General features: G+C 45.7%; 22 protein-coding genes. All 22 read right to left on the bottom strand.

Annotation, left to right across the window (positions count from 1 at the left end; all coding sequences use genetic code 11):
• Positions 1 to 113 precede the first annotated feature (113 nt).
• The 22 genes from JOE49_RS15610 to JOE49_RS15505 all read right to left on the bottom strand — a co-directional run bounded on the left by JOE49_RS15610 (position 114) and on the right by JOE49_RS15505 (position 23,733).
• The gene (locus JOE49_RS15610) at positions 114 to 1,052 is read right to left on the bottom strand and encodes a bifunctional riboflavin kinase/FAD synthetase (protein ID WP_209941791.1); all 939 of its coding nucleotides are present in this window, start codon (positions 1,050 to 1,052) and stop codon (positions 114 to 116) included.
• Between the two features lie 58 nt (positions 1,053 to 1,110).
• Complete coding sequence (gene truB / locus JOE49_RS15605) at positions 1,111 to 2,046, bottom strand: tRNA pseudouridine(55) synthase TruB (RefSeq protein WP_068940660.1); 936 nt, start codon at positions 2,044 to 2,046, stop codon at positions 1,111 to 1,113.
• On the bottom strand, positions 2,043 to 3,020 hold the full coding sequence (locus JOE49_RS15600; RefSeq protein ID WP_209941789.1) for a DHH family phosphoesterase: 978 nt from the start codon (positions 3,018 to 3,020) through the stop codon (positions 2,043 to 2,045). Before JOE49_RS15600 ends, truB begins: the two co-directional genes overlap by 4 nt.
• A 51-nt stretch (positions 3,021 to 3,071) precedes the next feature.
• Complete coding sequence (gene rbfA, locus JOE49_RS15595) at positions 3,072 to 3,422, bottom strand: 30S ribosome-binding factor RbfA (RefSeq protein ID WP_010346342.1); 351 nt, start codon at positions 3,420 to 3,422, stop codon at positions 3,072 to 3,074.
• A 20-nt stretch (positions 3,423 to 3,442) separates the two neighbouring features.
• Positions 3,443 to 5,998: a translation initiation factor IF-2 gene (gene infB, locus JOE49_RS15590; RefSeq protein WP_209941787.1), complete on the bottom strand. Its 2,556-nt coding sequence runs from the start codon at positions 5,996 to 5,998 to the stop codon at positions 3,443 to 3,445.
• Complete coding sequence (locus JOE49_RS15585; RefSeq protein WP_013309928.1) at positions 5,991 to 6,314, bottom strand: L7Ae/L30e/S12e/Gadd45 family ribosomal protein; 324 nt, start codon at positions 6,312 to 6,314, stop codon at positions 5,991 to 5,993. Before JOE49_RS15585 ends, infB begins: the two co-directional genes overlap by 8 nt.
• Positions 6,307 to 6,615 carry an RNase P modulator RnpM gene (rnpM, locus tag JOE49_RS15580; protein WP_007430067.1) on the bottom strand — a complete coding sequence of 103 codons (309 nt, stop codon included), beginning with the start codon at positions 6,613 to 6,615 and terminating at the stop codon, positions 6,307 to 6,309. Before rnpM ends, JOE49_RS15585 begins: the two co-directional genes overlap by 8 nt.
• 23 nt (positions 6,616 to 6,638) lie before the next feature.
• Positions 6,639 to 7,736, bottom strand: coding sequence for a transcription termination factor NusA (gene nusA, locus JOE49_RS15575; protein WP_013309927.1), 1,098 nt, complete (start codon positions 7,734 to 7,736; stop codon positions 6,639 to 6,641).
• 101 nt (positions 7,737 to 7,837) lie between these two features.
• Positions 7,838 to 8,299: a ribosome maturation factor RimP gene (gene rimP, locus JOE49_RS15570; protein ID WP_013309926.1), complete on the bottom strand. Its 462-nt coding sequence runs from the start codon at positions 8,297 to 8,299 to the stop codon at positions 7,838 to 7,840.
• Between the two features lie 312 nt (positions 8,300 to 8,611).
• Positions 8,612 to 12,928 carry a PolC-type DNA polymerase III gene (locus JOE49_RS15565; protein ID WP_209941786.1) on the bottom strand — a complete coding sequence of 1,439 codons (4,317 nt, stop codon included), beginning with the start codon at positions 12,926 to 12,928 and terminating at the stop codon, positions 8,612 to 8,614.
• Positions 12,929 to 13,130: 202 nt separating this feature from the next.
• The gene (gene proS, locus JOE49_RS15560; protein ID WP_013309924.1) at positions 13,131 to 14,579 is read right to left on the bottom strand and encodes a proline--tRNA ligase; all 1,449 of its coding nucleotides are present in this window, start codon (positions 14,577 to 14,579) and stop codon (positions 13,131 to 13,133) included.
• A 51-nt stretch (positions 14,580 to 14,630) separates the two neighbouring features.
• Positions 14,631 to 15,902 (bottom strand): RIP metalloprotease RseP, encoded by a 1,272-nt coding sequence (gene rseP, locus JOE49_RS15555; protein ID WP_023988213.1) that lies wholly within the window; start codon positions 15,900 to 15,902, stop codon positions 14,631 to 14,633.
• A 107-nt stretch (positions 15,903 to 16,009) separates the two neighbouring features.
• Positions 16,010 to 17,149 carry a 1-deoxy-D-xylulose-5-phosphate reductoisomerase gene (locus JOE49_RS15550; protein WP_209941784.1) on the bottom strand — a complete coding sequence of 380 codons (1,140 nt, stop codon included), beginning with the start codon at positions 17,147 to 17,149 and terminating at the stop codon, positions 16,010 to 16,012.
• A 146-nt stretch (positions 17,150 to 17,295) separates the two neighbouring features.
• Positions 17,296 to 18,087, bottom strand: coding sequence for a phosphatidate cytidylyltransferase (locus JOE49_RS15545; RefSeq protein WP_209941775.1), 792 nt, complete (start codon positions 18,085 to 18,087; stop codon positions 17,296 to 17,298).
• Between the two features lie 17 nt (positions 18,088 to 18,104).
• The gene (locus tag JOE49_RS15540) at positions 18,105 to 18,872 is read right to left on the bottom strand and encodes an isoprenyl transferase (protein ID WP_023988210.1); all 768 of its coding nucleotides are present in this window, start codon (positions 18,870 to 18,872) and stop codon (positions 18,105 to 18,107) included.
• A gap of 84 nt (positions 18,873 to 18,956) precedes the next feature.
• Positions 18,957 to 19,511 carry a ribosome recycling factor gene (gene frr, locus JOE49_RS15535; protein WP_023988209.1) on the bottom strand — a complete coding sequence of 185 codons (555 nt, stop codon included), beginning with the start codon at positions 19,509 to 19,511 and terminating at the stop codon, positions 18,957 to 18,959.
• Entirely contained in the window at positions 19,511 to 20,239 is a 729-nt protein-coding gene (gene pyrH / locus JOE49_RS15530; RefSeq protein ID WP_013309918.1) for a UMP kinase, read from the bottom strand. Before pyrH ends, frr begins: the two co-directional genes overlap by 1 nt.
• 121 nt (positions 20,240 to 20,360) lie before the next feature.
• Positions 20,361 to 21,011, bottom strand: coding sequence for a translation elongation factor Ts (gene tsf / locus JOE49_RS15525; protein ID WP_013309917.1), 651 nt, complete (start codon positions 21,009 to 21,011; stop codon positions 20,361 to 20,363).
• 131 nt (positions 21,012 to 21,142) lie between these two features.
• Entirely contained in the window at positions 21,143 to 21,841 is a 699-nt protein-coding gene (gene rpsB / locus JOE49_RS15520; protein ID WP_013309916.1) for a 30S ribosomal protein S2, read from the bottom strand.
• A gap of 253 nt (positions 21,842 to 22,094) precedes the next feature.
• Positions 22,095 to 22,742: an endolytic transglycosylase MltG gene (locus tag JOE49_RS15515; RefSeq protein WP_209941773.1), complete on the bottom strand. Its 648-nt coding sequence runs from the start codon at positions 22,740 to 22,742 to the stop codon at positions 22,095 to 22,097.
• Positions 22,739 to 23,371, bottom strand: a complete 633-nt coding sequence (locus tag JOE49_RS15510; protein ID WP_209941764.1) for a hypothetical protein — start codon at positions 23,369 to 23,371, stop codon at positions 22,739 to 22,741. Before JOE49_RS15510 ends, JOE49_RS15515 begins: the two co-directional genes overlap by 4 nt.
• A gap of 41 nt (positions 23,372 to 23,412) precedes the next feature.
• Positions 23,413 to 23,733 carry a hypothetical protein gene (locus JOE49_RS15505; RefSeq protein ID WP_209941762.1) on the bottom strand — a complete coding sequence of 107 codons (321 nt, stop codon included), beginning with the start codon at positions 23,731 to 23,733 and terminating at the stop codon, positions 23,413 to 23,415.
• Positions 23,734 to 23,813 lie beyond the last annotated feature (80 nt).

The raw sequence follows: 23,813 nt of genomic DNA, 5'->3' as shown, positions 1-23,813 counted from the left end.
ATAATCGCCATTAGCCTCGTAGCCGCCGGTGAAAGCGGACAACCAAGCTAAGGTTCATCGTTGTTTACACAACATAAGTCAGTATAACACAGCGCCTGTCTTATGTAAATAAATTAGCCTAACAGCTTTTTAGCCGTTTGTGCGTCATTGCCAATTTGGCTGATCAGCTCATCCACCGAAGAAAATTTGCGTTCAGGGCGGATGTAATGGTGAAGCTCGACAAGCACAGACTCTCCATAAATTTGCTGATTAAAATCAAATAGGTGTACCTCAAACGACGGATTCAGCACACCTTCATGAAAAGTAGGCTTAACCCCTACATTCATTACACCATTTATCCAACGATCGCCTACAAGCGCCCGTACAGCGTATACACCCTTGATCGGAATCACGTAGGTATCATCCAGTTTGAGATTAGCGGTCGGAAAACCGATCGTACGTCCGCGCTTCTCTCCATCCATTACAGTACCTTGGATACGATAAGGACGTCCCAACCAGCGAGAGGCATGTGCTATATCCCCGTTCTGTAAAGCACGGCGAATGCCAGAACTGCTCACCTTGTCCCCATCCAGCTCGAACGGTGATACGGTGTGTACAGACATCAGCTCTCCTCCCAGCTTACGGAGGGTATCCTCATGCCCGGCTCCCCGGTGGCCAAACCGAAAATCAAAGCCTACTACCGCTGTTCGAATTTGCAATGGAAGCAGCACATCGCTTATAAACGCCTCAGGGCTGACCTTAGAAAATTCTTCGTTAAAACTCAAAATATAAAGTACGTCCACACCCATATCAGCCAGAATAGTCTGCTTGTCCGCAAGCGGTGTTAAATAACCTTCATAATCGCCTTTTTTCATGACTTCCTTTGGGTGAGGATGAAATGTCATGACAGATACCGGCACTTGCTGTTCACGAGCCAGCGCAACGGCCTTACGTATCACGCTTGCGTGTCCCAGATGAAGACCATCAAACTGACCGATCGCCGTGACCTGTGGACGTCCCCATTGCTGCAAAAGCTCATCACTCAATGGATAAGATAACGATACGGTAATCATTATTAATTCACCTGCATTTCACATCATTTGACTAACTTCGTCAAAATTATAGCACAATTCAAGGTAAAAAAACTTTAATGGGAGCGATCGCGTCTGATTCATCCCGACCATATATGCCTAAAAACGTTTTATCCTCTTTATACAAACGGAAGGGCTGGTGGTCCGTCACAGGTGGTGAAATCATATTCAGCGACAGACGTTGGCCTTGCAGAGCCGCAGTTACCTTGGCTTCAGCCACTATATGCTCAGGCATATAGTCAATCGCCTGATCAGTTGTAATAAGTCGCTCTCCAAGACTACCATCCGCTACGAAACGCTCTATCTCTTCGAAAGTCAGACAACGTTCCGCAGGAATTCCCGCAGACATGGTTCGCTCCAGCTTAACCATCGTTGAAGGATATCCTAATTCACGGCCAATATCAACACATAGTGTACGGATATAAGTACCTTTGGAGCATAAGGCACGAAAAGAAATATCCACATACGCCCCCGTCTCCGCGAATCCCGTCATTTCCAACTCGTAAATGCTCACTTCACGACTTTTGCGTTCCACGGTTTTGCCTTCTCGAGCCAGTTCATATAGACGTTTGCCATCCACTTTTAGCGCGGAGTACATTGGAGGCACTTGGGAAATCGTACCAACAAAACGTTTCAAAACCGCTTTGACTTCCACTTCCGTCACCTCTACTGGACATTCACTCTCTTCCGTGATTTTCCCAGTCAGGTCTTCGGTATCCGTGGCAATTCCTAATCGCAGTGTAGCCCGATATTCCTTGGGCCGCTCTTGCATGTATTCCACCACACGGGTGGCACGTCCCAGACACAAGGGCAAAACACCGGTTACTTGCGGATCAAGCGTTCCAGTGTGTCCGATTCGCTTCATACCTAATAAACGGCGAGCCTTGGCCACCACATCATGAGAGGTAAATCCAGCAGGTTTATAGACAGGTAGAACGCCTTCCCAAGTTGCCTGTTCCTTCTTTATCGGGTTCATAGCTCAGACTTCACCCGCCCTACAACTGTCTCAATGATATCTCCCAACTTACCCTCTAGCCGGCAGCCAGCTGCACGTACATGTCCACCGCCCCCAAATGATTGAGCCAGCGCAGCTACATCAACATTCCCTGCCGACCTCAAGCTGGCCTTGACCGCTTGATCATTAATAACCTTAAAGAAAATGCCTACCTCAACTCCACGAATATTTCTTGGATAATTCACAATGCCTTCCAAGTCCTCATTTACAGCGCCACATTCCGTCATGTCGTCAGGTGATACTACGACCCAAGCAACTTTTCCATCCTCCGACATCGTGAGCGTTTGCAATGCTTTTGTCAGCACCTTCATTTGTGGAAAAGTCATTTCCTCGAGCAATTTCTCGGATAAAGATGGACCATCTACACCGTAAGCAAGTAGCTGTGACACAGTAGACATCACTTTCGGTGAAGTGTTGGAGTAACGGAAACCTCCTGTATCCGTTAGCAACCCTGTATATAAAGCCGTAGCTATTTCGACATCCCAGGTTACTGCAAACTTTTTCAGTAGGTCAAAAAGAATTTCTGCTGTTGCCGCAGCATCCGACTTAATCACATTAACTGTACCATACGCATCATTCGTTGGATGATGATCAATATTCAGGATAATGGCATCTTCCGTAAAAAACTGCTCTGTCAAACCAACACGACGGTAATCCGCACAATCTACACAAATGATCCGGTTGTATTTCCGTTCTGGCGGTTGCTGGCTCATATCCATAATCTCATCGGCATGCCATAAAAAATCCATACGCTTGGGAATAGGTCCCTCATTCAGCATGGTAAATTTCTTCCCCAGACATGAGAGAAGCCAGCCCACCGTTACGGTGGAGCTGACTGCGTCTCCGTCCGGCTGTACATGCGATACGATCAGGTAATCATCATGCTCCAGAATAAATTCCTTCGCTTGTTGAAGCGCCTGTTCATAGGTATGCATTGCCTTCTCCTTTACATTCAGTTCATGGTTCCTTCAGACAAACTAAAAGTTTTATTTTTCATCCTTGTCGATATCACTCAGCAGTTTTTCAATTCGACTGCCGTAAGCAATAGATTCGTCAATTTTGAAAATCAACTCAGGAATATGGCGCAGCCGTATCCGTTTGCCGAGTTCAGAACGAAGATAACCGTTCGCTTTGTCCAATGCCTTCAGGGAAGAATTTTTTTGTTCTTCATCCCCGAGCACGCTCAAGTATATTTTCGCTTGGGACAAATCATTTGTAAGATCGACACCCGTTACCGTGATAAAACCGATGCGGGGGTCTTTTAATTCAGTTTGTATGAGTTGGCTTAGCTCCTTCTTGATCTGCTCGCCAACCCGACCTGTACGTATTTTAGCCATGGATGCTCACCTCTCTGCCGTTAGCGCTCCACTGTTTCCATGACGAACGCTTCAATAATGTCGAGTTCCTTAACATCATTATAGCCATCAAGGGTAATACCGCATTCGTAACCTTGGGCAACTTCTTTTGCGTCGTCCTTAAAGCGTTTCAGTGAGTCGATTTTACCTTCAAAAATGACGATGCCATCACGAATCAGGCGTGCTTCTGCTGAACGGGTAATTTTACCGGATGTCACCATACAACCAGCGATCGTACCGACTTTAGTAACTTTGAATACGTTACGTACTTCAGCATGCCCAATCACATTTTCTTTATATTCAGGATCCAGCATGCCCTTCATGGCTTGCTCTATTTCTTCAATGACATTGTAAATGACACGGTGTAGACGAATATCCACTTTTTCAGCTTCCGCTGTAGATTTCGCCTGGTTATCCGGACGAACATTAAAACCAATGACAATAGCATTGGAAGCTGCTGCCAAAATAATATCGGATTCGGTGATTGCTCCTGCACCACTGTGAAGAATTTTAACGCGCACACCTTCGACTTCAATCTTGTTCAAGGAACCTTTCAACGCTTCGACGGAACCTTGTACGTCACCTTTAATAATGACGTTCAGATCCTTCATTTCGCCATCCTTGATGTGTTGGAACAGGTCATCCAGTGTTACACGGGTATTACTGCCCAGATCAGATTGGCGTTGCGTGATCGCACGTCTGTCAGCAATAGCACGAGCTTTGCGCTCATCCTCAAACACCATGAATGGATCGCCAGCAAGTGGAACTTCTGTCAAACCAGTAATTTCAACTGGAGTGGAAGGACCTGCTTCCTTAAGACGACGACCTTTATCGTTGACCATGGCACGCACACGTCCGAAGCAGTTACCCGCTACGAAAGCATCGCCGACTTTCAGTGTACCGTTCTGAACGAGGATACGGGCTACAGAACCGCGACCTTTATCCAGTTCTGCCTCGATGATGGTACCACGTGCCCGTTTGTTCGGGTTCGCTTTGTACTCATTCACTTCAGCTACGAGCAGAATCATCTCGAGCAGGTCTTCCAGACCCATTCTTTGTTTCGCGGAAACGTTGACGAAAATTGTATCGCCGCCCCACTCTTCAGGTACCAATTCATATTCAGTGAGTTCTTGCTTCACTTTATCCGGGTTGGCATCCGGTTTGTCGATCTTGTTCACAGCTACGATAATGGGCAGACCTGCCGCCTTCGCATGGTTAATAGCTTCGACCGTCTGTGGCATAACACCGTCGTCAGCTGCAACCACGATAATCGTCATATCTGTCACTTGGGCACCACGTGCACGCATAGCAGTAAAGGCTTCGTGACCCGGTGTATCCAGGAAAGTGATTTTTTTGCTGTTAATTTCAACTTGGTATGCACCAATATGCTGTGTAATACCGCCAGCTTCGCCACCGGTTACATTAGTCGAGCGAATGGCATCCAGCAAAGTTGTTTTACCATGATCGACGTGACCCATAATCGTTACAACCGGTGGACGTGTTTTGAGATCCGCAGGATCATCATTTTCTTCCACGGTTTCAAAACGATCTTCTTCGACAGGAATTTTCACTTCTACCTCGACACCAAAGTCTCCGGCAAGCAAGAGGATGGTATCCATATCCAGTTCCTGGTTGATGGTCGCCATTGTTCCGAGCACAATCAGCTTTTTGATGACTTCTGACGCATCCTTATGAAGAAGCTTGGCTGTTTCGCCTACGGTCATCTCACCACGCACAATAATTTTCTTAGGCGTGTTGTCGATTTTCTCGCGACGCTCCTGTTGTTGACCTTTACCACGATTGTTAAATTTCCCGCTACGATTGCTGCCGCCGCGATTATTGCCTCCACGACCACCGTTACCACCGCGTCCGCCGCCTTGACGGTTATCGTCAAAACGTCCTTGACCGGAACGGTTACCACCGTTGCTGGAGTTACTACCTGTACGGTTGCCACCACTACGGTTCGCATTGTTGCTACCTGTGGAGGATGATGTTCTTACAGCCGTACCACCCTGACTACTTCCCTGAGGGCGTGAGCTAGTGCTTTGGTTACCTTGAGGACGCGAACCTGTGTTGCCACTAGGACGCTGTTGTCCTCCCTGTTGTTGACCATTACTGCGGTTCTGTGTACTTTGCTGACCAGTGGGTCTGCTAGTACTTTGTTGACTGCGGTTTTGACCGCCCTGCTGACTGCTTTGCGCTTTTGGAGCGCTACTTCGGTTACTGTTTTGGTTGTTGTTTGTCCTATTCATACTTACCTGCTTTTCCTGTTGATTTTTGGTTTGCTCAGTTGAATGATTACTATTCTGGCTTGAACCGGCCTGATTCGAGCTTACTTGCGCCGTACCTGCTCCGCCTTGCTTGGCCGCAGCATTGGATTTAATATTCTTAAAAAAACTTTCCACTTTACCTACGGCATCATGTTCCATGACGCTCATATGGTTGTTCACGGGAATATCCAGCCGTTTAAGAATGGTGATAATTTCTTTGCTGCTCATGTTCAACGATTTGGCGTATTCGTATACCCGCACTTTGTCTTTGCTTTCTTGTTTACTCAATATACTCCACCTCCGACATTATCCCCGCATGTTTCTTGATCAATTTCGCGAATCCTTGATCCGTCACAGCCAGCACAACCCGTTCAGGTTTGCCGATACTGCTTCCCAAGCTTTCCCGGTCAAATCCTATCAATAAGGGGATTTTGTACGTCCCGCATTTGTCGCGGAATTTCTTTTGAGTATTCATTGAAGCATCTTTCGCAAGAATGACCAGCTTGGCTTCTGAAGACCTGATCGCTTTATAAACGATCTCATCACCTGTTAGCAGCTTGCCAGCTCTCATGGCAAGACCCAATCCAGACAGCGCCTTATTCATCCTGCACGCTGCCTTGTGCCGCCAGGAATTCTTCCTCGACGGCAGCAAAATCACGACTTAGCTGCTCATAAATATCAGGATGAACCGAGTGCTTCAATGCTCGATCCAGTGCCTTGCTCTTTTGAGCCAGCTTGAAGCAGGCGGCTTTGCCGCACAAGTAAGCGCCGCGTCCCGACTTTTTGCCAGTCAAGTCAATCAACACTTCGTCTTCAGGGGTTTTGACGACACGGATCAACTGCTTCTTTGGCATCATTTCATGACAGGCCACACATTTGCGCAAAGGTATCTTTCTCTGTTTCATGCATTAACCCCCCTACACTCCGCTTAATCTACAGAAACGGAATCCTGATGCATTTCATCGGTGGATGTTCTCGGTCTGCCGAGTTCTTCCTCCGCCTGTGTTTCACTCTTAATATCAATTTTCCAGCCCGTAAGCTTAGCAGCAAGACGGGCATTTTGCCCTTTGATACCAATAGCAAGAGAAAGCTGATAATCAGGCACAATAACACGCGCCATTTTCTCTTCTTCAAATACTTGCACTTCGAGCACCTTGGATGGACTCAGCGCATTAGCCACGTATTCATCAACATTATCGGAATAACGTACAATGTCAATTTTTTCGCCACGCAGCTCATTTACAATGGTCTGTACACGTGTACCTCTAGGACCCACACAAGAGCCGACCGGATCAACCTCGGCGTTACGGGAATGAACCGCGATTTTAGAACGGAAGCCTGCTTCACGCGCTACGGAACGAATCTCTACAACACCATCAAAAATTTCAGGCACTTCGAGTTCGAACAAACGCTTAAGCAGACCCGGATGTGATCGGGACAGCATAATTTGCGGTCCTTTGGTTGTGTTTTCTACCTTGGTGATATAAGCCTTAATTCGATCCAGATGGCTAAATTTCTCATTAGGCATCAATTCACCTAACGGGAGAACCGCCTCCACCTTACCAAGATCAATATAAATATTACGTGGGTCTTGGCGCTGTACAGTTCCTGTTACAATATCCTCTTCCTTGTCCACAAACTTGTTGTAGATCAGTCCCCGTTCCGCTTCGCGGATACGCTGGGTCACGACCTGCTTCGCAGTTTGTGCAGCAATCCGTCCAAAATCACGTGGTGTGACTTCAATTTCAGCAATATCTTCCAACTGAAAATGCGGGTTAATCTCACGGGCCGCAGGCAACGAAATCTCGGTGCGAGGATCCAATACCTCCTCAACGATCAGCTTGCGGGCATATACCTTAATGACTCCCGAGTTGCGGTTCATATCAACACGCACGTTTTGTGCGGTGTTGAAATTCCGTTTGTAACTGGAAATCAAGGCTGCTTCAATGGCCTCAAACAGCACATCCTTGCTGATCCCCTTTTCTCTTTCCAACTCGTTCATTGCTTCAATAAAATCCATACTCATGGATTACTGCTCCCCCTTTCAAATGATGCACCTGCGTACTGGTCGGCACACGAGGTAAAAAAACATGTAGTACATGTCAAACAGCAACAGTCAAATCTGAATTAAAATATGATCGCGAGCCTTGCACCAGCTACCTTGTCATAAGGTATAACATGCTTCTTTTGTCCGCTTTGAACGGTGAGTTCCCCATCTTCAAAAGAAAGCAAACGACCTTCGAATTCCTTCAGGCCGTTGATCGGCTCGTATGTAGTAACGAATACGTTTTTGCCTACCGCTTTAGTAACGTCCTCCGCTTTTTTTAGCGGTCTTTCGGCGCCTGGTGAAGACACTTCCAGAAAATATGCTGTAGAAACAGGGTCATTTTCATCCAACTTTTGACCCAGATATTCACTGATCATACTGCAGTCGTCCAGATCAATTCCTCCGTCTTTGTCCACAAAAACGCGAAGAAACCAATTGCTGCCCTCTTTGACATACTCGACATCGACCAGTTCAAAACCATGCTCATCGAGGTAAGGTTGGGCCATTTCTTCTACTACTGATTTGATCTTTGGTGTGCTCAAAGATTATAACCTCCAAAAGTGAACTTTCCTGTGGTGAAAAAAAGACGCCCTATTACCATGGACAATGCTTCTCCATCACCGGCATTTTCATTTTCATTTGATGTAATGTTCATTTCGGGCTCACTGCAAATAAACCGGCGTACCGGTTTCGTGCCCAAAAATAACCTTTTCACGTTGTAACTGTATATCAAACAGTAAAGAGTGGGTTTCCCCACTCTTTTAGCAACGGTTTTATCTCCATGATTACCAAAAAAATTATAACATAACCATAGTTATGTGACAAGTGCCAGAGCTTGACTACTGTAGTTCGGATTAAAACAGAGACAGCTGATTACTCTCTGGCAAACCTCGAAAGCATCCCAACTGGGATAGCATTTCGACAATGGTTTTACTTGCCTTCGATTTTTGTTGAAAATCCTCGACAGACAAAAATTCACCCTGTTCACGGGAGGCTGCGATGTTACGTGCTGCATTGTCGCCAATTCCCTGAAGAGCTCCGAATGGCGGAATGAGTGAATCTCCATCGACCTTGAAGCGTGTAGCTTCGGAACGGTACAAATCAATGGATTTAAAACTAAACCCGCGAGCCGTCATTTCCAGAGCCATTTCTAGGATCGGAAGCATCCCTTTTTCTTTGGGCGGTGCCTGAAAGCCGAGTTGCTCAATTTCGACAATCTTCCGCGCGATTGCATCATATCCCTGACAGCACAGCTCAATATCAAAATCGGCTGCACGTACTGAAAAGTAAGTCGCATAATATTCAATCGGATGATACAGCTTAAAGTACGCTGTGCGCACTGCTGAAATAACATAGGCTGCAGCATGCGCCTTCGGAAACATGTACTGGATTTTCAGACAGGAATCAATGTACCACTGTGGCACCTTGCATTTTTTCATTTCCTCAATCCATTCGGCACTAAGCCCCTTACCTTTACGTACGCTCTCCGTAATTTTAAAGGCCAGACCTGCGTCCATCCCTGCCTTGTAAATCAGAAACAACATGATATCATCACGGCAACCAATTACAGTCTTGATGTTGCAGGTATTATTCTTAATCAGTTCCTGTGCATTCCCCAGCCATACGCCCGTGCCGTGAGACAGTCCGGATATTTGCAGTAAATCAGCAAAAGAACTTGGCTGCGACTCTACTAGCATTTGGCGTACAAACTTCGTTCCCATCTCCGGTACACCATAGGTTGCTACAGGCGTGCGGATTTGCTGGGGGGTTACACCGAGCGCCTCCGTGGAGTTGAACATGCTCATCACTTTAGGATCATTCATTGGAATGGTCGTAGGATCGACACCGGTCAAATCCTGAAGCATTCTCATCATAGTCGGATCATCATGACCCAGAATATCGAGTTTGAGTAAATTCGCATCAAAAGCGTGATAATCAAAATGCGTTGTTTTCCATTCCGAGCTTGTATCATCGGCGGGATACTGTACCGGCGTAATATCCTCGACCTCAATATAATCGGGAACAACGACAATTCCGCCTGGATGTTGCCCGGTACTGCGTTTGACCCCTGTACAGCCCGAAGCCAGCCTGTTCAGCTCAGCCCCACGCCATTTTTTATGATGCGCCTCTTCATATTTCTTTGCAAAGCCAAAGGCTGTTTTCTCGGCAACTGTACCTATGGTTCCAGCACGAAATACACTTTTCTCACCAAACAATACTTTCGTATAGTTATGTGCGACAGGCTGATATTCGCCAGAGAAGTTCAAGTCAATATCGGGAACTTTATCTCCCTTAAACCCAAGAAACGTTTCAAACGGAATATCCTGTCCCTCACCCTTCAATTTGCCACCACAGTTCGGACAGTTTTTGTCTGGCAAGTCAAATCCGCTCGGCACACTACCGTCCAAAATCCATTCGCTATGTCTGCAATCAGGATTACCGCAAATATAATGTGCAGGCAGTGGATTAACCTCGGAAATTCCGAGAAAGGTAGCGACCACAGAAGATCCAACAGAACCCCGTGAACCTACCAGATATCCATCCTTATTAGACTTTTTAACCAGACGCTCGGAAATGAGATAATTGGCAGAGAAACCGTATTTAATAATCGGCTCCAGTTCTTTTTCAAGGCGGGCTACAACCACCTCGGGCAATTCCTCACCATAAATGGATTTAGCCGTCTCGTAGCAAGTGTTGCGGATTTCCTCGTCCGCCCCATCCAGCAAAGGTGTAAACAGCTTGTCAGGGAACAGCTCCAGCTCCTCAAACCGATCCGCCAGCTCAATGGTATTCTTCACAACGACTTCATAGGCTTTCTCCTCGCCCAAAAACTCGAATTCTGCCAGCATTTCGTCTGTGGTGCGTAAATGCGCATCTGGCTTACGAATATCTTTTAGCGGGCTAAATCCCGTAATGCCGTGTATCGTAATATCACGGTACAGCTTATCGCGAGTTTCCAAATAGTGAACATTACCTGTGGCAATTACGGGCTTATCAAGTCGCCGACCAATTTCGCATACTTTGCGTATCGCCGTTTTCAGAGCATCAGGCCCACTTACCAATTGCTTTTCCACTAGATGCATATACATTGTCAAAGGCTGAATCTCCAATACATCATAAAACTGTGCAATTTCCTCGGCCTCTTCCTCGGACTTGTTCAATACAGCCTCGAAGAACTCTCCTTTTTCGCAGCCAGAAATAATAAGCAATCCGTCTCTCATTTCTGACAATTTTGATTTAGGAATACAAGGCACACGCTTGAAATATTCGGTATGAGACATCGAAACCAGCTTGTACAGATTTTTTTTGCCAATCGGGTTGAGGGCATAAATACAGCAGTGAAAAGGACGAACGGTCGATAAATCCTTACCCACATAATCATTCAGACGATCGAGCATTTTTAAACCCTTAATTTGTTCCGCATCATTCAGCAAGCCGTTCAGCACTTCAGTCAGTGCGACTGTATCGTCAATGGCCCGGTGATGGCTTTCGAGCGCCACTTTATATTTGGTCGTCAGCGTATTCAAACGGTGGTTTTTCATCGTTGGAAACAGTAAACGAGCCAGTTCGAGCGTATCCAGTACCGGATTAGTCATTTCAGGCAAACCCATATTTCGAAGGGTGGCCTGGATAAAGCCGACATCAAATCGCGCATTATGGGCAACCAATACAGCATCGCCAGCAAAAGCTACAAACTCCTTCATAACAGGTTCTACATCCGGCGCATCCTTGACCATTTCATCGTTAATATTGGTCAGTTGCTGGATATTGTAGGGTATACGCTCATGCGGATTGACAAAGGTAGCATAACGATCAACTTCTTTGCCATCATGCATTTTTACAGCCGCAATCTCAATAATTTTATTCTGTGTAACCGATAAACCGGTGGTTTCAATATCAAAAACGACATAAGTCGCTGTTTTCAAATTTAATGGTTGTGCCTGCATTACAACCTCAACGGCATCATTAACCACGTTGGCCTCAATACCGTAGATCATTTTAATTCCGTTTTTCTTTGCTGCTTTTGCTGCATCAGGATAGCATTGCACACCACCGTGATCGGTGACCGCAATCGCTTTGTGCCCCCATTTGGCGGCTGTTTTGACGTATTGATCAATCGAGGCGACAGCATCCATTGCACTCATCTTTGTGTGTAGATGGAACTCAACCCGTTTTTCCTCTGCCTTATCCTTACGTGTGGGTGGAGCCTGTACTTCAACTAGATCGGAAGGAATCATAACCAGCTCGGGAATTTGCATAAAACGATCATATTCAACTCGCCCCCGCACTTTGACCCATTTCCCGTTAGCCAACAAACTGAGGATCTTCAGATCTTCTTTAGTTTTAGCAAACATTTTCATTTGCAGGGAATCACTAAAGTCGGTCAAATAATACGTAAACAACGTACTGCCATTGCGCAATTCTTTACTATCCAAACCGAAGATTGTCCCCTGTAAGGTGACTTTCTTTTCTTCGTCCTGAATATCTTGCATCGGAACAGCCGGTTCTTTGATGTCATAACCAAATTGAAGCCGTACGTCTCCTTCTTCTTCGTCCAAAGGCGGCATTTCGGATTCCATACTTTCCATCATCTGCTGAATAACTTCGCGTTCTTCCTGCATCTTCTTCTCTTGGAATTGCTGTAATGCCTCCTGGTTACTTTCACCCACCTGGACTTTAATGCGCATAGAGAGCCCGAAATATTTATTGTAAAATTTGATGATAGCTTGATCTATCTGCTTTTTACGCGCCAGTTCCAATGACATACTGTCGCTCATCGTTAGCAATAATAGACCGTCTTCCCACTCATACACAGCCCGATTCAACCAACCGTTAACAGAAGGAATCTCACGATGTACCCACTCTAGAAAAAGTTTCCAGTATTCACTAATGATATCACCCGGCTGAATCTGCTCACTATACTGAAAACGGAACGTAATTTTTGCGATGTGACTCATTTTTTCCTGTACTTGAATACAGAACGTACGATACACCTGAGCGGGGACCAGTGTCTCCTTGGCAATAGTGATATTCCAATCCTTATTGGTACGGCTAATCTCCACTTGATCAATCCAACCGTCCAAAAAATAAGGTTCAACCACTCCCGTCGGCATCACAACCTGCTTCATCAGCAGTTCCAGCCGCTTTCTCTTTTCTTCAGCTCCGCCCATGGCTCTCCCCCCAATTTCAAATCTACCATTCTGAAAACATGAAAAGCTTCTGCGTCAAAAACATCTCCGACCGCAAAAGCTTTTCGTAACCCTCTTTAATCCTCCTCACAACGACATAGATCCTTCGGAACGTTGTCCGGTAACAGCTACCCTGTCGGCGAAGAGAATGAAGTGAGTATAGTGGTATTACCCTACTTCTATATTAGTACGCCCGTGCGAACACTACTGTATGCTTGGCAGGTTTGCCACAGCACAAACATGTGGACTTTTGCTCGGTTGTTTTAAACGGTATATTACGGCTTGTAGCACCTGTCACTTCTTTAACTTTGTCTTCACATTCTTCAGATCCGCACCAACCTGCCAAAGTAAAACCGCGTTTTTCCTCCATGAGAGTCTTCATTTCGTCCAACGTATCGACAGAATAGAAATTTTCTTCCATGAAATTTTTCGCACGATCAAACATCTCCTGCTGTACCTGTGCGAGCATCGCGTGTACTTCCTCAACCAGATTATCCTGCTGCACGATTTTTTTCTCACCGCTGATACGGGATACGAGCACACAGACGCCGTTCTCCATATCACGAGGCCCGATTTCCATACGAACCGGCACACCGCGCATTTCATATTCATTAAATTTCCAGCCTGGGCTTACATCACTGCGGTCGTCCATTTTAACACGCACTCCCGCTTGTTTCAACTCAGCAAATAGTTCATCTGCACGAGCGATAACGGCATCACGCTTCTTAGGTGGTCCAATTGGAACCATAATAACCTGCGTAGGCGCAACTTTAGGAGGCAATGCCAGACCACGGTCATCTCCATGGACCATAATCAGTGCGCCGATCAAACGTGTACTTGTTCCCCATGAAGTCGTATGCGCGAATTCCAGGTTGTTTTCACGGCTCAAATATTTAATGTCAAATGCAACAGCAAAATTAGTTCCCATATAGTGGGAAGTCCCAGCTTGTACCGCCCGTCCATCCTTCATCATCGCTTCCAGTGAAAATGTATCCTTCGCACCTGCAAACTTTTCAGAAGGTGTTTTCTGTCCAGTAATAACTGGAATAGCTAGAACTTCCTCAATAACCTCACGGTATACTTCCAGCATTTTCATCGTTTCTTCACGTGCTTCTTCTTCTGTTTCATGGGCCGTGTGACCTTCTTGCCACAAAAATTCACTTGTGCGCAAGAAAGGAAGCGTGCGTTTTTCCCAACGCACTACGTTAGCCCATTGGTTAATAAGCACCGGCAGATCACGATAGGATTGAATCCATTTAGAGTACATATGACCTATCATGGTTTCCGAAGTCGGACGTATTGCAAGACGCTCTTCCAGCTTTTCTCCACCAGCTTCGGTTACCCAAGGTAGTTCAGGATTAAACCCTTCGACATGCTCTTTTTCCTTTTGAAAAAAGCTTTCGGGAATGAACATTGGAAAATAGGCATTACGGTGGCCTGTTTCTCTGAAGCGCACGTCCATGGCTTCCTTGATATGCTCCCAAATTTCAAAACCATCGGGTCGGAATACAATACACCCGCGAACAGGGGAATAATCCATCAGTTCTGCTTTTTTAATAACATCAATATACCATCGGGAAAAATCTTCGCTCTGCGGCGTAATTTCCTCGACAAACTGTTTATCATTCGACATAGAAATGCATGTCCTCCCATACAGACCATTTTTATACAAATCCGTCTCTAATTAACCATTAATTAAGCGTAAAATATCGTTATACGTGACCGCAATCATAAGCAGGAATAGCATAGCAAAACCAACGAAATGGACCATTCCTTCCCTGCTCGGATCAACGGGACGTCCTCTTACCGCCTCCACACCAAGGAAAACAAGTCTGCTTCCATCCAGTGCTGGAATAGGCAATAAATTAAATATCCCCAGATAAAGACTCATTATAGCAGTCCAATACGTCAACTGCTCAATCCCCTGCTTGGCAATTTGCCCCGTCACTTCAAAAGTACGTACCGGGCCTCCCAGGTCGTTGATAGAAAAACGTTGAATGAGCTGGCTAAATCCTTGGAAAATAATATCGGTCGTTCTGACCATGGATTGTCCGGCAAATTTGAACGTTTCACCCACACCTGCTTGGCGTTTTGGAAGTTCAGGCACAATGCCCACCTTGCCACCCTTTTGTCCTTCCATTGCACGAGGTGTAATAGTAAGATCAAAGGTCTTATTATCACGGCGAACCGTCCACTTCATCGGCTTGTCTTGAGAATCCGCAATCAGTTTGATCATGTTTTCAACATTTGCACCAATGGCTATTCCATTCACCGATTCGATGATATCTCCCTTATGCAAATCAGCTTCAGCAGCGGGCATACCTGCTGTAATTTCACTAATTTGGACATAGGTCGGGTTGTCCACTTGTATGCCGACCATCTGAATATGAAGACCAAACAGAATAAAGGCAAGTATAAAATTCATCAGTGGTCCAGCAAAAATAGCCATCGCACGCTGTCCTACTGTTTTACTCCCATACTGCCGATCCTTTGGTGCAATCTGAATGGATTGTCCTTTGGTTACCATCATCGCTTGCGGGTGTACTGTGTATTGCTGATCTTCGCCATCTACATCCAATTTTAAAGTTAACGACTGTTCCAGATCAATATCCAACACTTCGCCGCGTACCACATTCTTGCGATTATCCAGTTGATCTAGATAGATGGTTTTAACGACGTCATCCGTTACGCGTACAGCAATCGTTTGTCCGGTCTCAATTTCATTGATCTCCGGATCCTCTCCCGCCATGCGGGCAAAGCCACCGAACGGCAACAAACGCAGCGTAAATCGCGTCTCGTTTCTTTTATAAGAAAACAGTTTCGGACCGAAACCGATCGCAAACTCCCGTACCAGAATCCCGGCGCGCTTGGCAAAATAATAATGCCCCCATTCATGCACCGTCACTATGACGAAAAACATGAGCACCGTCATCAACACTATTTGAATCGTTTCCAATCGTTTCCGTTCCCCTTTCAATGAGATCGAGTTTGTCTTCCTAGATTATCATTATTCTCCAATCCCGCACAAGAGAATCACATTTCGTTTCTTAACCCAACATTAGCCTACAACCCCGCAGCTATGCTACGAGTCTCTCCGTCACAGGCTTCAATCGCAGAAAGATCAGGATTAGCCACATTGACATGCCGCTCCAGCACACGTTCAATAATAGCTTCAATATGCAGAAAAGAAATTTCTCCACGCAGGAAACGGGCAACAGCAATCTCATTAGCTGCATTAAATGCGGTCGGTGCTGTACCACCCATTTTACCACATTCGAAGGCAAGCCTTAAACAAGGAAAACGATTATAATCCATTTCCTTAAAATGGAGTCTACCCACTTCAGCCAGTGACAACGGCTTCGCCGGGGACTTCATACGCTCAGGGTAAGTCAACGCATATTGAATGGGTACTCTCATGTCCGGATTCCCAAGTTGAGCAACAATGCTTGTATCCTGAAACTCAACATAGGAATGAATAATGCTTTCCGGATGAAGCAACACATGAATCTGCTCATAATCAAGTCCGAATAGCCAATGCGCCTCAATGACTTCCAGCCCCTTGTTTACCATCGTTGCTGAATCAATCGTAATTTTGGCCCCCATTGACCAATTGGGATGCTTGAGTGCATCTTCCACGGTAACTTCACGCAACTGTTCTCTTGTCAAATCTCGAAAAGAACCCCCTGATGCTGTGAGGGTAATATGTGCCACATCTTTCATACGCTCACCATTCAAGCATTGGAAAATAGCTGAATGCTCACTGTCAATCGGCAGCAACGGCACTCCTTTCGCCTGAGCCCGCGCTGTGACCAGATGACCAGCAGTAACCAGTGTTTCCTTATTGGCCAAACCGATCTGTTTTCCAGCCTCAATCGCGGCCAGCGTGGAGTGCAATCCGACACTGCCCATTACAGCCGTCACAACCATATCCGCCTCTGTGTTCGCAGCAAGCTCAACGAGTCCTTCATTTCCCCAATACAGTTCCATTCCAGAAGGCAGTAAAGGACGAATTTCATCCGCCAACTGCCGAGTACCCACAGACACCTTTTTGGGTTTATAGAGATGCGCCTGCTCAGCAAGTAACTTTATATTAGAACCACCTGCTAAAGCCTCAACAGTAAACTGATCCGGGTGCATTGACACTACATCCAGCGTTTGAGTTCCAATAGATCCGGTTGAACCAAGTACCGTAATTCTTTTCATGATGCACCTTCCTATCCTGAAAATCACTTTTAGCCAGGAGCTCATTGTTTGTTATTCAGGCAGCTATGCTACTGGTTCCATCCTTCTAATAACGCAGAGTGAGCAACATAGAGATTAAGCCTGAGCATAAACTGTAATCAACAGACTCATGGAAGCAGCATCAGCATATGTACAAATGGAAAAACGACAATCCAGCTGTCGCAGCGGTCTAATATACCACCGTGCCCTGGCAGCAGATTACCGGAATCTTTAATGCCGTACACTCGTTTGTATGCAGATTGTACCAAATCGCCCAGTTGTCCCACAACTGCACATGACAAACCGATGCCGATGGCTTTGCCCCATGGCAGCAGTCCACCTGACAATCCAGCGAATACTAGAGCTATAACCAACGCTAAAACAATGCCGCCAATGGATCCTTCGACCGTTTTGTTTGGACTAATCGCAGGCCATAGTTTCGTCTTCCCTGCCATTTTGCCTACAAAATATGCCCCTGCATCACTTGCCCAAATACAAGCCAACAATAAAAAAGTCCATAACAGTCCATGTTCCATATGACGTGATTCCGCTATATACGAAAATCCAAACCCTATATAAACGGTACCAAGGAATAGTATAGCTACCGTTTGAATCGGGATTTTATTTTTCGTTCCTACCGTGATGATCATAAAAGCTATCATTACCAGCCAAAGCATACTGGCAATGGGTAAGGGTGAGTGCAAACCAAAAGATTCATATGGGAATATAAAAGCAAATATGCTTACGTATCCAAGTATTGCTGTACCTCCAAAAGGAGATACCTGCGTCATTCGTGCGAACTCATAAAATCCGATTAGGGCCATCGCCAATATAAGCAAATGGTAGGCCAAGCCGCCCCACAGGACCATCGCCAAAAAGAATATGCCTGCCAGAATACCGGTAATTAATCTCTGTCTCAACGGCTTTCATCCTCCATTTACTTCAGTCCGCCATACCGCCGTGTTCTTTGCTGATATTCGATCACTGCTTCGTATAAGTGTTCTTTCTTAAACTCAGGCCAATAAATATCAGTAAACCACAACTCACTGTAGGCAAGCTGCCAGAGCATAAAATTACTAAGTCTAAGCTCACCGCTTGTTCGAATCAGTAAATCAGGGTCTGGCATACCACTAGAAAGCAACGTATTACCGATCAGCTCAGATGTTATATCTTCTGTTTTAAGCTTCCCATCCGCAATTTGACGGCCCAATGTTTGCATGCATTCTGTGATTTCCAACCGACTTCCATAATTTAATGCGAAATTAAGAACAAGTCCGGTATTATTTTCAGTTCGTCGAGTCGCTTCAGTCAGTGCCTCAACGGTATGGGAAGGTAAATGTTCCTTGTTTCCCATCATACGCACCTGCACATTTTTTTCAATCAACTCATCTAGCTCAATAGCCAAAAATTCCTGCGGTAAGCGCATTAGAAAATCAACTTCGTCCTTTGGACGCGTCCAATTTTCAGTTGAAAATGCAAACAAAGTCAAATACTTAATACCCAGTTCATCCGCCGCAATTGCTGTGCGTTTCACTGCCTTCATTCCATTTTGGTGCCCTACAATCCGCGGCATTCCAATCCGTTTGGCCCATCTGCCGTTCCCATCCATGATGACAGCAACATGCTGCGGAATATTGTCTTTTGAAATGGCCGGTGTTTGCTGTTTTTGTTCCCCGTTCCACCAAGACCGAACCCGTTTGATCATTCCAGTTCCTCCAGCATTCTCTGAAAATGTGCCTCAGGCTTGAAAAGAGACAAACCCCACCGTAAGGGAGGGGCTGCCAATCTTTTAAACTTCCATAATTTCTTTTTCTTTTGCAGCTAAAACTTTATCCACTTCAGCAATAAATTTATCAGTTGTTTTCTGGATATCTTCCTGATATTTACGAGATTCGTCCTCGGAAATATCACTTTTCTCCATTTTTTTGATGTCATCATTTGCATCACGACGAATGTTACGAATAGCGACCTTCGCTTCTTCACCGTTCTTTTTCGTCAACTTCACCAAGTCAGTTCTGCGCTCCTCCGTCAAAGCAGGAATGCTCAGACGAATGGTGTTGCCATCATTCGAAGGTGTCAAACCTAAATCGGATTTTTGTATAGCGCGCTCGATATCGGCCAAGGAAGATTTGTCCCAAGGCTGAATCATCAAGGTCCGGCTGTCAGGTGTATTGACATTCGCCAGCTGGTTGACTGGAGTCATTGCACCATAATACTCTACCTGCACACGGTCCAGTAAAGCTGGTGTCGCCCGTCCTGCACGCAAAGATGCAAGATCACGTTGCAATGCTTGGATTGCTTTTTGCATGCGCTCCTCAGCACTCTTTTTCACAGATTGTGGCATTAATTTACACTCCCTTTGACGATCGTACCAATTTTCTCACCCAGCACGACACGTTTAATGTTACCTTGCTCTGTAATAGCAAAGACAATCAACGGAATATTGTTATCCATGCACAACGAGGAAGCAGTAGAATCCATGACACCGAGATTTTTGTTGAGCACATCCAAATACGTAAGCTGCTCATATTTCTCAGCTGTGCTATCTTTAAACGGATCAGCAGAATATACGCCATCCACTTTATTTTTAGCCATCAGAATCACTTCCGCTTCAATCTCAGCGGCACGCAGTGCAGCTGTAGTATCAGTCGAGAAGAACGGATTACCTGTACCTGCTGCAAAAATTACAACCCGACCTTTTTCCAAATGACGGATAGCTCTACGGCGGATGTATGGTTCTGCAATCTGTTGCATCGCAATGGATGTTTGTACACGCGTAGGCACTTCAATCTGTTCCAAAGCATCCTGTAAGGCCAGTGAGTTCATCACTGTTGCCAGCATACCCATGTAATCTGCCGTGGCCCGGTCAATTCCGTTGGCACTTCCAGCAATACCACGCCAGATGTTACCGCCACCACACACGATAGCAACTTCTACTCCCAGTTCCACCACATCTTTGACTTGTTCAGCAATGGACGCAATCGTATCCGCATCAATACCGTAACCGTTAGGGCCTGACAGCGATTCACCACTAACTTTCAGGACAACACGCTTAAATACAGGTTTTTCCAAATGATCACCCTCCAATATCATTTATACTTTATGTAACAGGATAGGTGTCCTGTTGCAAGAAAAGGAACACTGATGTGTTCCATTTCCGTTTTTTTCATATGCAATTACCGTTCGTTGGTAATTATTGTTTCACTTGAGACATAACTTCTTCGTAGAAGTTGTCTTCTTTTTTCTCCAGACCTTCACCCAGTTCAAAACGAACAAAGCGACGCAGGGAGATGTTTTCGCCAATTGTACTGATTTTTTCGTTGATAAGCGTGGAGATTGTTTTGTCCGGATCTTTGATGAAAGATTGCTCCAGCAAACAGAACTCTTCATAGAACTTACCAATGCGGCCTTCAACCATTTTCTCAACGATTTTCTCTGGTTTACCTTCGTTCAGAGCTTGTGCTTTCAGGATTTCTTTTTCTTTTTCGATTTCTTCCTGTGGCACTTCTTCACGACGGACATAACGAGGGTTCGATGCAGCGATATGCATTGCAATGTCGCGTACAAAATCTCTGAACTGGTCTGTTTTAGCTACGAAGTCTGTTTCGCAGTTTACTTCTACCAGTACGCCGATACGGCCGCCAGCATGAATGTAGGATTCAACAACACCTTCAGTAGCAATACGACCTGCTTTGTTGGCTGCAGCTGCAAGTCCTTTTTCGCGCAGAACTTCAACCGCTTTTGTCAAATCACCGTTTGCTTCTTCAAGCGCTTTTTTACAATCCAGCATTCCTGCGCCTGTTTTTTCACGAAGCTCTTTTACTGCGCTAGCATTAACTGCCATATTATTTCCCTCCAAATTTGATTTTCAGTGGTATACCGTGCTTTATTCCTTAAAAAAAGGGTAGTGAGAGGTTATACACCTGCCAACCACCCTTTTCATTTAATTCATATAGGTATTTCCTAATGGAAATATTATGCTGTAGTTTCTTCGCCTTGGTTTGCTTCCATAACTGCATCAGCCATTTTACCTGTCAGCAATTTAACAGCGCGGATTGCGTCGTCATTACCTGGGATAACATAGTCGATTTCGTCTGGATCGCAGTTTGTATCAACGATACCAACGATTGGGATACCCAATTTGCGAGCTTCAGCAACCGCGATACGTTCTTTGCGTGGATCAATGATGAACAGAGCACTCGGAAGGCCCTTCATGTTTTTGATACCGCCCAAGAATTTTTCAAGACGATCTTTTTCTTTGCGAAGAATGATAACTTCTTTTTTAGGAAGAACTGCAAATGTACCGTCTTCTTCCCAAGCTTCCAGTTGTTTCAAACGGTCAATACGTTTTTGAATCGTTTGGAAGTTAGTCAGCGTACCACCCAACCAACGTTGGTTAATGTAGAATTGACCAGCGCGTGCTGCTTCTTCTTTAACGGAATCTTGTGCTTGTTTCTTCGTGCCTACGAACAGAATTGTACCATTCTCAGCTGCAATGCTTTTTACGAAGTTGTAAGCTTCCTCAACCTTTTTCACTGTCTTTTGCAAGTCAATGATGTAAATACCGTTTCTTTCAGTGAAGATATAACGATCCATTTTCGGGTTCCAGCGACGTGTTTGGTGACCAAAGTGAACCCCAGCTTCCAAAAGCTGTTTCATGGAGATTACTGCCATCTTCACGCACCTCCTAAGTTTGGTTTTTTGTGTGTCCTCCGCCGACATCATTTTTCATAAAGACTTTCCATTGGAAAGCACCCTCTATAAAATTAACCGACGTGCGTTTTTAACACCGTCAATTAATATACCATAACACTTGCATCGTTGCAACCAACTTTTCGACAATAGTTGGAACAACGCAAAATGTGACGTTTTACGCCTCTTATCGAACTTGTCAGCATGAATAAAAGCCGTCCACTTCCCGGTCTGGTCAGTTGGACGGCTTTTTCGTAATTTTAGTAATAATAGAACTGAAATCCTCACCTTTAGCAAACTGATAGGTACCCGTACGAATTTTGGTATTGATTTTTTCGGCCTTAGCTGCTGCCTCAAATGCACTAGCATCAGATACGACCCCTGCCCGTTGCAATCCTGATGCCACACTTCTCAAATTGCTTCCCGATGCAATGCTATACTGCACTTGTGGGGTGGCAGGCTGCTTGGGGATATTGGGAGTCGGTGTAGTGCCGGATCTTTGAGTTTGCGGCTTATTCGGACTTTGTGGAACCGATGTGCTAGTCGAAGGTTTAGACGCAGTCGAGGATGTGCTGTTTGCAGGTGCCTTTGGTGTTGCCGGCGTTTGAGCTGGTTTAGCCTTTTGGGGTGCAACCGGAGTTTTATTACCTTCCTTGATCACCTTATTACGCCATTCCTCTTCTGTCATTTTCGGATCAGAGCTGTCACTGATCTGAAGATTTAATTCGGCTGCTGCCTTTTCTAACTGCTCTCGCGTCATGTTTTTCGGGTCTGTGGAAGATTGCTGTGATTGTCCCTGACCGATCATTGCCAATTGCAACAGCAATGCCCCCGTTATCAGACCAGTACCCATGCCTAGCATAAATGAACGGTTTTTGATCACGTTACATCCTCCCGCTCCGCGAGTTGCAATATGAGCTGTACTTCACCCCGTTGAATGCCTGATTGCTTGGCTATATAGTCCACTGACTTGCCTTGCTCATGCAGCGCAAACAACTCTTGATAACGATCACGGATGGACTCTGCTTCCTGCTCAGTTTCAGGGTCTTGTAATACCGTCTGCTCCTCCATAGTTATGAGGGGAGCTTCTGAACCAGAGTAGCCTTCCTGCACAGACATTCCAGGTTGCGGACTTTGAAATTGACCGTATGCAACAGCTGCCTGATGAGAAGTAGCTGTATGTTGTATTTCCTTAGATACAGGCTCGGTTTGCATAGAGACAGTCGCAAACATAGCCTGGTGCTCAAGCTCCACGATACGGCGCCGAAGCTCAGCTACTTGCTCCTGTAATGCCGCCTGTTTAACTGTATGCTCCTGCTTCATACCCGAAACGAGCTCAATCAACTCGTCATTATCGTTTTCAATATCGGCCATATATTGCTCCAATGTGGCCTCGACCTTTTGGACGACGGCCTCTTCTGTTCCCCGGCTTGGCTGACGCTTAGGCAGAAGCCAGGCGTAGACAACAGCTGCGGCGCCCAGCAGAACAATATAAATCCATGGTTGATCCACTGCCCATCGTCTCCTTTAATAACGCTTCTCCACCTGTCGGATCAGAGCGAAAAATCAATATGGTGTCCCTTGAACGGATGCTCTGCCGGATGCTCCTTAGGTAGCTCAGACTCATCTGAGCGGGAGCGGCTCTGCTGGGAAGAATCTCTGCTCTGCCCTCCTGTTTGCCGATCACCGACGAATGTTTCCGCAGACTGGTCTACGGCACTGCTTCGCTGACGCATGTTTTCCGTCTCCAACGCGGCCTTTTGTCCAAGCAATGCTTGATCATTCATCGGCCGCTGCTGGGACTCACTTTGGTATTTTCCTGCTTCGCTGGTGCGAGGTACGGCAATTTGCAATTCAACAGCCTTCAAGCTCATTGGACCACACCCTTTCCGATTGGGCATCCGTTCTGTCTTCCAAGGAATACAATGTTGAATGTTGTTTTTCAGTGTGCCGA

It is taken from the genome of Paenibacillus sp. PvR133, from assembly GCF_017833155.1.
Lineage (GTDB): Bacteria > Bacillota > Bacilli > Paenibacillales > Paenibacillaceae > Paenibacillus > Paenibacillus polymyxa_B.
The sequence above is the reverse complement of the archived record's forward strand: the minus strand, read 5'-3'. Positions and strand labels throughout refer to the sequence as shown.

Bases quoted from the DNA above. Each gene is read 5' to 3' on its own strand.
- JOE49_RS15565 (WP_209941786.1), bottom strand. From the start codon at position 12,928: ATGGGCGGAGCTGAAGAAAAGAGAAAGCGGCTGGAACTGCTGATGAAG.
- nusA (WP_013309927.1), bottom strand. From the start codon at position 7,736: ATGAGTATGGATTTTATTGAAGCAATGAACGAGTTGGAAAGAGAAAAG.
- rnpM (WP_007430067.1), bottom strand. From the start codon at position 6,615: ATGAAACAGAGAAAGATACCTTTGCGCAAATGTGTGGCCTGTCATGAA.
- frr (WP_023988209.1), bottom strand. From the start codon at position 19,511: ATGCCACAATCTGTGAAAAAGAGTGCTGAGGAGCGCATGCAAAAAGCA.
- JOE49_RS15540 (WP_023988210.1), bottom strand. From the start codon at position 18,872: ATGATCAAACGGGTTCGGTCTTGGTGGAACGGGGAACAAAAACAGCAA.
- rpsB (WP_013309916.1), bottom strand. From the start codon at position 21,841: ATGGCAGTAATCTCCATGAAACAGCTTTTGGAAGCTGGGGTTCACTTT.
- truB (WP_068940660.1), bottom strand. From the start codon at position 2,046: ATGAACCCGATAAAGAAGGAACAGGCAACTTGGGAAGGCGTTCTACCT.
- tsf (WP_013309917.1), bottom strand. From the start codon at position 21,011: ATGGCAGTTAATGCTAGCGCAGTAAAAGAGCTTCGTGAAAAAACAGGC.
- JOE49_RS15550 (WP_209941784.1), bottom strand. From the start codon at position 17,149: ATGAAAAGAATTACGGTACTTGGTTCAACCGGATCTATTGGAACTCAA.
- JOE49_RS15610 (WP_209941791.1), bottom strand. From the start codon at position 1,052: ATGATTACCGTATCGTTATCTTATCCATTGAGTGATGAGCTTTTGCAG.
- JOE49_RS15600 (WP_209941789.1), bottom strand. From the start codon at position 3,020: ATGCATACCTATGAACAGGCGCTTCAACAAGCGAAGGAATTTATTCTG.
- JOE49_RS15585 (WP_013309928.1), bottom strand. From the start codon at position 6,314: ATGAATAAGGCGCTGTCTGGATTGGGTCTTGCCATGAGAGCTGGCAAG.
- rbfA (WP_010346342.1), bottom strand. From the start codon at position 3,422: ATGGCTAAAATACGTACAGGTCGGGTTGGCGAGCAGATCAAGAAGGAG.
- JOE49_RS15505 (WP_209941762.1), bottom strand. From the start codon at position 23,733: ATGAGCTTGAAGGCTGTTGAATTGCAAATTGCCGTACCTCGCACCAGC.
- proS (WP_013309924.1), bottom strand. From the start codon at position 14,579: ATGTCGAATGATAAACAGTTTGTCGAGGAAATTACGCCGCAGAGCGAA.